The following is a 7,080-nucleotide window of genomic DNA, read 5'->3' on the forward strand; positions in this document are numbered from 1 at the left end:
CCGCGCCTTCGAGAAGGCCACCGGCGTCCAACTGCTGATGGACGAGTCTCCCGACATGCTGGTCCTTTCCTGTTTCAACCCGATCAAGCGCGAGATCGCGCGCGTCTCGCTGGAGCGCCTCCTCAAAGACGGCAACATCCACCCGCGGCGCATCGACGAGGTCGTGGAGAAATCGCGGCGCAAGGTCGAGGAGTCGATCCTGCGGGCCGGGGACGAGACGGTGAAGAACCTCGGGATCAAGGGGATGCATCCCGAGATGGTCAAGACCCTGGGACGCCTCAAGTACCGCACCTCTTACGGGCAGAACGTGCTGGAGCATTCGGTAGAGGTCGCCCAGCTGACGGCCATGATGGCGACCGAGCTGGGGCTCGATTCCAACCTGGCGCTGCGCGCCGGGCTGCTGCACGATATCGGCAAGGCAATCGACTTCGAGACCGAGGGGACCCATCCGGAGATCGGAGCCGAAGTCGGGACCAAATACGGCGAGCACGAGGTGGTCATCAACGCCATCGCTTCGCACCACGACGACATCGAGGTGATCTCGCCCATCTCCGTCCTGGTCGCGGCGGCCGATGCCATCTCCGGGTCGCGCCCCGGGGCCCGGCGCAAGACGCTGGTCGATTACGCCAAGCGGATCGAGAAGCTGGAGGGAATCGCCAACAGCTTCGAAGGGGTCGAGCAGTCCTATGCCATCCAGGCGGGGCGGGAGATCCGGGTCATCGCCGTGCCGGAGAAGATCGACGACGCGCAGGTGTCGCTGCTGGCCAACGACCTGGCCCAGCGCATCCAGAAGGAGATGGAGTATCCCGGCCGCATCAAGGTGACCGTGATCCGGGAAATGCGGGCCACTGAAGTGGCGCGCTGAGGGAAGGCGTGGCGGAGGAGGCCGATCTCCATCTCCATTCCCGCCACTCCGACGGGACCGACGAGCCGGCGGCGCTCCTCGAGCAGGCGGCCGCGGCCGGGCTTCAGGCGGTCAGCCTGACGGACCACGACACCCTGGAAGGGCTGCCCGAGGCGCTCGCCGCGGGGGAGCGGCTGGGAGTCCGGGTGCTCAACGGGGTGGAGATCAGCGCCGAGTTTCTCGGTCACGAGATCCACCTCCTCGCCTACGCATTCGATCTCTCCTCGCCCGTATTGCGGGAATCCCTGGCAACCTATCGCAGCGAGCGTGAGACGCGCGCCGGCCGGATCGTGGAAAGGCTGAACCGGATGGGGGTCGCCATCACCATGGAGCAGGTGCGCGAATCGGCCCGCGGGGCCTCGCTGGGACGACCTCACCTGGCGGAAGCTTTGGTGCTGTCCGGAACCGTCCGCACCGCGCAGGATGCTTTCGATCGGTATCTCAATCCCGGACGTCCCGCCTTCGTGCCGCGCGCCCGCTTCACTCTCGATTCGGCCCGAGCGGCGGTATCGGCCGCGGGGGGCGTCCTGATCCTGGCCCATCCCCATCTGAACCTCTCTTCTGGTAACATTCGCTCTCTCGTGGAGACCGGCATCGACGGGCTGGAAGTCCTGCACCCGCGCCTCAAGCCGGCTCAATCGCGCGAGCTGGCCGAGCTCGCGGCTCGTAAAGGCATCCTGGCGACCGGGGGATCCGATTGCCACGGGGAGCGCCGCGGGACCTATAAGGTCGGAACCGTCCGGATCCCGGCGCAAACCGTGGACCGGATCTTCGAGAAAAGCGCGGAAATCCGGCGGCATGCCGCGACGGGTGGGGAGGCGGGAAGGGCATGATCGATCGGAAAAGGCTGGAGCGCGCCGGGCTCGGTGAGATTGCCCGCAAAGTGGAGCGGGGAGAGCGTCTCGACCGGGAGGAAGGCGTCCTGTTGTACGAGCACCCGGATCTGAACCTGGTCGGCTCTTTGGCCAACCAGGTGCGCGAGCGCATGAACGGCAACGTCGCCTACTACAACGTGAACCAGCACATCAATCCGACGAATGTGTGCGACAAGTTCTGCAAGTTCTGCGCCTTCTACCGGACCCCGAAGGACGCCGACGCCTACTCTTTGTCGTTCGAGCAGATCCAGGCGCGGGTCAGGGAGAAGCTGCACGAGCCGATCACCGAGATCCACATGGTGGGCGGCGTGAATCCGGAGCTGCCGCTGGAGTACTACCTCGACATGATCCGCGCGGTGCACGACGTGCGTCCCGAGGTGCACGTCAAGGCCCTCACGATGGTCGAGGTGGCCGATTTCGCGCAGCGCACCGGGCGCAGCGTGGAGTCGATCATTCTGGATTTGAAGGAGGCGGGAATCGGCTCGTTCCCCGGAGGGGGCGCCGAGGTGATGAGCGCGCGTCTGCACCGACTGCTGTTTCCGAAGAAGATTGACTTCAGGGGCTGGCTGGAATGCGCCAAGACGGCGCATCGCGCCGGGCTCAAGAGCAACGCCACCATGCTCTACGGCCACGTCGAGACGAGCGAAGAGAAGGTGGATCACCTGATCCTGCTGCGCGAGGCGCAGGACGAGACGGGCGGCTTCAATACCTTCATCCCCCTGGCCTTCCATCCCGAGAACACCAAGCTGGATCATCTGAAGAAGGCCACCGCCGTGGAGGACCTGCGCAACATCGCCGTTCCCCGGCTGATGCTGGACAATTTCCCCCACATCAAGGCGTTCTGGATCATGATCACGCCGCGCGTCGCACAGATCGCTCTCGCCTACGGCGCGGACGACATCGACGGCACGGTGACCACCGAAGAGATCGTCCACTCCGCCGGCGCCGAGACCTCGCAGCACCTGTCGCGGCGCGACCTGGTCGGACTCATCCGGGAAGCGGGCCGGGACCCGGTGGAGCGTGACACGCTGTACCGGCCGATCGGGACGGCGACGGTCGCGACGGGATCCGGCGCCCCTGCCCGCGCCTGACGTGGCTCCCTCCTCCGGCTCGCCCCGCGGCTGGGCGCCGCTCGTCTGGATCAACGGGAGCATCCTGCCGGCCGCCGAAGCGCGCGTCTCGGTCTTCGATCGCGGCCTGCTCCTGGGAGACGGCGTCTACGAAACGCTCCTGCTGCGGCACGGCCGATTGTTCCGCTGGCGCGAGCACGAGCAGAGACTCTGGCAATCGCTGTCGCTGGCGCGCATCAGCCTGCCACTGGCGTCCGCGGCACTTGCCGAGGCGATCCTCGCCTGCGCCTCCGCCAACGGATTGAAGGAAGCGAGGGTCCGGCTGACGGTGACGCGAGGCGAGGGCGGACCCGGGTTCGAGCGTCTCGCCGGAGCCGCTCCCTGCGTGATCATCGCCCTCGGCCAGGCACCGCCCGTCCCCTCCGAGACCTTGCGCGAAGGGGTGGCGGCCGTCGTGGCGAGAATCCGCCAGACCGGCCGGGACAACCTCGACCCGGCGCTCAAGTCGATCAGCCGCATCCATCTCGCCCTGGCGCGGATGGAGGCGGAGGAGGCGGGGGCGCGGGAGGCGATCCTGCTGGGCAGCGACGGCGTTCTCAGGGAAGGGACCGCCAGCAACCTCTTCATGGTGCGCGCCGGGAAGCTGCAGACCCCCTCCCTCGAATGCGGCATCCTGCAAGGGGTGACGCGAGGCGTCGTCCTAGAGCTGGCGGAGAATCGCCGCATCGCCTGGGAGGAGGGACGCTACGGGACGGAGGAGCTGCACGCGGCGGAAGAGGTGTTCTTGACCAATACTTCCTGGGGAGTCCTGCCGGTGGGCCGCCTGGATGGGCGGAGTGTGGGGACGGGCCGGTCGGGCCCGATCGCCCTGCATCTGGCGGCCGCCATTCAGGAGCTGGTGGACAGCGAATGCGGCGGGGCGCAGCCATGACGCTCCGGCCGGTCGCCGCCGTGGAGGCGCACCGCCTGCCGGGAGCCATCGACCCGCTCGCGCTGCTGGGCGAAATGGCCTCGGCGAATCTGCCGGTCCTGCTGCAGAGCAGCTCCGAGGCGGGAAGGAATTCGATCCTGGCCTCAGATCCATTCCTGGTCCTGCGCTGGCATCGTGGAAGAGGAAGCCTGCGGGGCCTGGAGCGCGAGAGTGTCTTCACGGGAGATCCTTTTCCCGTTCTGCGCGGCGTCCTGGACGAGCATCTCGTCGAGAAGCTGCCCGGGGTTCCCTTCGTGGGCGGCGCGATCGGCTACCTCGGCTATGGGCTGCGGCAATTCACCGGCGCCCGTCCGGGAGGGACGCTGGCCCCTTCTTCCTGGCCCGACCTGCACCTGGCTTTCTACGACCATGCGATCGTGGTGGATCATCGCGCCGGCACCACTCACCTGGTGGCCTCGGGCGTCGGCGTGAAAGGCGACGCGCGCCGCCGCCAGAAGCGCCGGATGGATCTGGACCGGCTGCGCCGGCGGTGTGAGGAAACCCGCGAGCGCAAGCCGCGCGACGGCGGCGAAGGGAAGGGAGCGGCGCGCTACCTCACCCCGAAGCGCGAATACCTGTGGCGCATCGAAAAGGCGCGTGAATACCTGGCCGCTGGAGACATCTACCAGGTGAATCTCTCGCATCGCATCGAAGTGGAAGGATCCTGGGATCCGCCGGCGCTCTACCGCCGGCTGGTCGAGGCGCATCCCAGCGCCTTCGGCGCCTATCTGCCTCTGCCGGAGGGGACGGTGCTGTGCGCCTCGCCGGAGCGCTTCGTGCGCCTTTCCGGCCGGACGGCCGAGACCTGCCCGATCAAGGGGACCCGGGCCCGCGCCGGCAGCGCGAGCGGTGACGCGGCCGCCGTGGTGGCGCTGCGGGCCGGGGTGAAGGAGCGCGCCGAGAATGTGATGATTGTCGATCTGGCGCGCAACGATCTGGGCCGGGTGTGCGTCCCCGGCAGCGTCCGGGTCGAGGAGCTGTGCGCGGTGGAGACGCTGCCGAGCGTGCACCATCTCGTCTCGCGGGTCACCGGCCGGCTGCGCGAAGAGGCCGACGGGGTCGACCTGGTGCAGGCGCTCTTCCCGGGCGGCTCGATGACCGGAGCCCCGAAGCTGCGTTCCATGGAGATCATCGACGAGCTGGAGGGGGTCGAGAGAGGAATCTATTCCGGCTCGCTGGGGTACTTCTCCCTGGACGGGGATCTCGACTTGAACATCGTCATCCGGACGCTGCTGGTCCGCTCTGGCCTGGCCGAGCTGCAGGTCGGCGGCGCGGTGCTGTCGGAATCCGTTGCCGAATCGGAGTATCAGGAAACGCTCGACAAGGCGCGGCCGCTGCTGGATCTGCTGGCCGGAGATGAGAAAGCGCTGGAAGGAGGGCCGGATGGGCGAGCGTGACATCAAAGGACTGCTGATCGATCTGGACGGGGTCGTCTACGACGATGAAGAGGTGATCCCCGATTCGGTCTACGCCATCCGCTGGCTGCAGCAGAAGCACGTCCCTTTCCGGTTCGCCACCAACGCCACCGCCCGCAGCCGCGCCTCGCTGGTGCGGCGCCTGGCGGGCCTGGGAATCGAGGTCGGTGAGGACCAGGTCGTCAACACGCCCTATGTGGCGGCGAAGGAGCTGCTGCGCCGTCCGCAGACGCGCTGCCTGCTCCTGGTGAAGGAGGATGCCCGCCGCGAGTTCGACGGGATCGTCGCCGTCGACCGGGATCCGCAGGTGGTGGTAGTCGGCGATCTGGCGGCGGGCTTCGATTACGCCACGCTCAACCGCGCCTTCCAGGCGGTCCTCTCCGGTGCCGAGATGATCGCGCTGCAGAAAGATCGGTTCTGGAAGGTGCGCGACGAGCTGGTCCTGGATGCGGGTCCCTTCGTGGTGGCTCTCGAGTATGCCACCGGGATCAAGGCGCGCCTGGTGGGAAAGCCTTCTGCCGATTTCTTCCGCGTGGCCATGGATGGGATGGGCTTCCCCCCGGAGCAGATCGCCATGGTGGGCGACGACATCGAGAACGACGTCAAGGGAGCTCAAGACGCCGGACTGACCGGCATCCTGGTGCAGACCGGGAAGTATCGCAAGGATCTCGTGGAGCGCTCCGGGATCCGGCCGGACCTCGTGGTGCAGAACCTCGGGGATCTGGCGGCCAGGTTCTGATGGCCGCTCACGCGGGTGCCGTTTCGCCGACCTGTCCGGCCGCTCCGGCCCGGCGCGGCAACATCACGTTCGGCACCGGCTTCCGCATGCGGCGCGTGGCGGTGATCCTGGGCTGGTCGATCCTGCCGGTCCTGCTGTCGGCGGGCGTGCTCTCCCGAAGCCCCCTCCATTTTCTGTCGGCCCTCTTTCTGATTGCGGCGCTGTGGCCGGTCACCACCCGCTCGGGAGAGATCCGCTGGGAGGGAAGGCAGATCTCGGTGCGGCGCTATCTGCGGTTCGTGCCGCTGTCCGCCGACGCGGTCGAAGCGGCGGTGGTGACGCCGCCGATGTTCCGCCGCCAGTCCCTGGTCCTCAAGCTGAAGCAACCGCTGCACCTGTCGCGCTACGTCTACTGCCGCCTCCATCCCGCCAGCGTCTGCGAAGCCTGGGCGCTGGTGCACGAGCGCGATTGGGAGCCGCGATCCGCCGCCCCATCGCCGCCCGCGGATCATGACGCCTGAGAGGTCGCTGGATCCCGCCACTTTCGTCTACCTCGTCGCCGCCAGCGCCACGGCGGGCCTGCATGCGCTGATTCCCGATCACTGGCTGCCGTTCGTCCTGATGGGGAAGTCGCGCGGCTGGCGCGTGGCCAAGACGCTGGCGCTGGCCTCGGCCAGCGGGGCATTGCACGTCCTGCTGGCGATCGGGCTGGGGGTCGGGACCTACGCCCTCGGTCGCAGCGGAGCGCAGGCGCTGGCGCACCGGCTCGGCGAGACGCTCGGGGTGCTCAGCTCGGGGGCCCTGGCGATCTTCGGCTTCGGCTACGGCATGGCCTCCTGGCTGCGCGAGCGGCGTCATCACCCGCCCCATCCTGGGGCCGAATCTCACTCGGAAGGGGAACCGGGACATCATCACGGACATCTCCTGGAGCGCTGGTTCAAAGGAAGCCTCACCGGAGTGTCCCTGGTGGTGGTGATCGGAGTCAGTCCCTGTGCCCTGGCATTTCCCATCCTGCTGGCGAGCGCCGCGCAGCTCGGCATGGGGGGCGTTCTGCTGGTCGCCGCCGGTTTCGGAGCGGCCACGATGCTGACCACGTTGGCGGTGACCCTGCTGGGAAGCCTGAGCGCC

Annotated in this window: 8 protein-coding genes; all 8 read left to right on the forward strand. The window is 67.9% G+C overall.

Annotated features, from left to right (window positions below; all coding sequences use genetic code 11):
• Positions 1-865: ribonuclease Y (rny, locus tag VFW45_16640; GenBank protein ID HEU5182416.1), on the forward strand; the 865-nt coding region annotated here is incomplete at its 5' end.
• A gap of 8 nt (positions 866-873) precedes the next feature.
• Positions 874-1,737, forward strand: coding sequence for a PHP domain-containing protein (locus tag VFW45_16645; GenBank protein HEU5182417.1), 864 nt, complete (start codon positions 874-876; stop codon positions 1,735-1,737).
• On the forward strand, positions 1,734-2,870 hold the full coding sequence (gene mqnE, locus VFW45_16650; GenBank protein ID HEU5182418.1) for an aminofutalosine synthase MqnE: 1,137 nt from the start codon (positions 1,734-1,736) through the stop codon (positions 2,868-2,870). The genes VFW45_16645 and mqnE overlap by 4 nt, the downstream gene beginning before the upstream one ends.
• A 1-nt stretch (position 2,871) precedes the next feature.
• Entirely contained in the window at positions 2,872-3,780 is a 909-nt protein-coding gene (locus VFW45_16655) for an aminotransferase class IV (GenBank protein HEU5182419.1), read from the forward strand.
• Entirely contained in the window at positions 3,777-5,216 is a 1,440-nt protein-coding gene (gene pabB, locus VFW45_16660; GenBank protein ID HEU5182420.1) for an aminodeoxychorismate synthase component I, read from the forward strand. The genes VFW45_16655 and pabB overlap by 4 nt, the downstream gene beginning before the upstream one ends.
• Positions 5,203-5,973, forward strand: coding sequence for a TIGR01458 family HAD-type hydrolase (locus VFW45_16665; GenBank protein HEU5182421.1), 771 nt, complete (start codon positions 5,203-5,205; stop codon positions 5,971-5,973). Before pabB ends, VFW45_16665 begins: the two co-directional genes overlap by 14 nt.
• Positions 5,973-6,473, forward strand: a complete 501-nt coding sequence (locus tag VFW45_16670; protein ID HEU5182422.1) for a hypothetical protein — start codon at positions 5,973-5,975, stop codon at positions 6,471-6,473. The genes VFW45_16665 and VFW45_16670 overlap by 1 nt, the downstream gene beginning before the upstream one ends.
• Positions 6,463-7,080: hypothetical protein (locus tag VFW45_16675; GenBank protein ID HEU5182423.1), on the forward strand; the 618-nt coding region annotated here is incomplete at its 3' end. The genes VFW45_16670 and VFW45_16675, both read left to right, overlap by 11 nt.

Source organism: Candidatus Polarisedimenticolia bacterium, from assembly GCA_035764505.1.
In the GTDB taxonomy this organism is placed as follows: Bacteria; Acidobacteriota; Polarisedimenticolia; order Gp22-AA2; family AA152; genus AA152.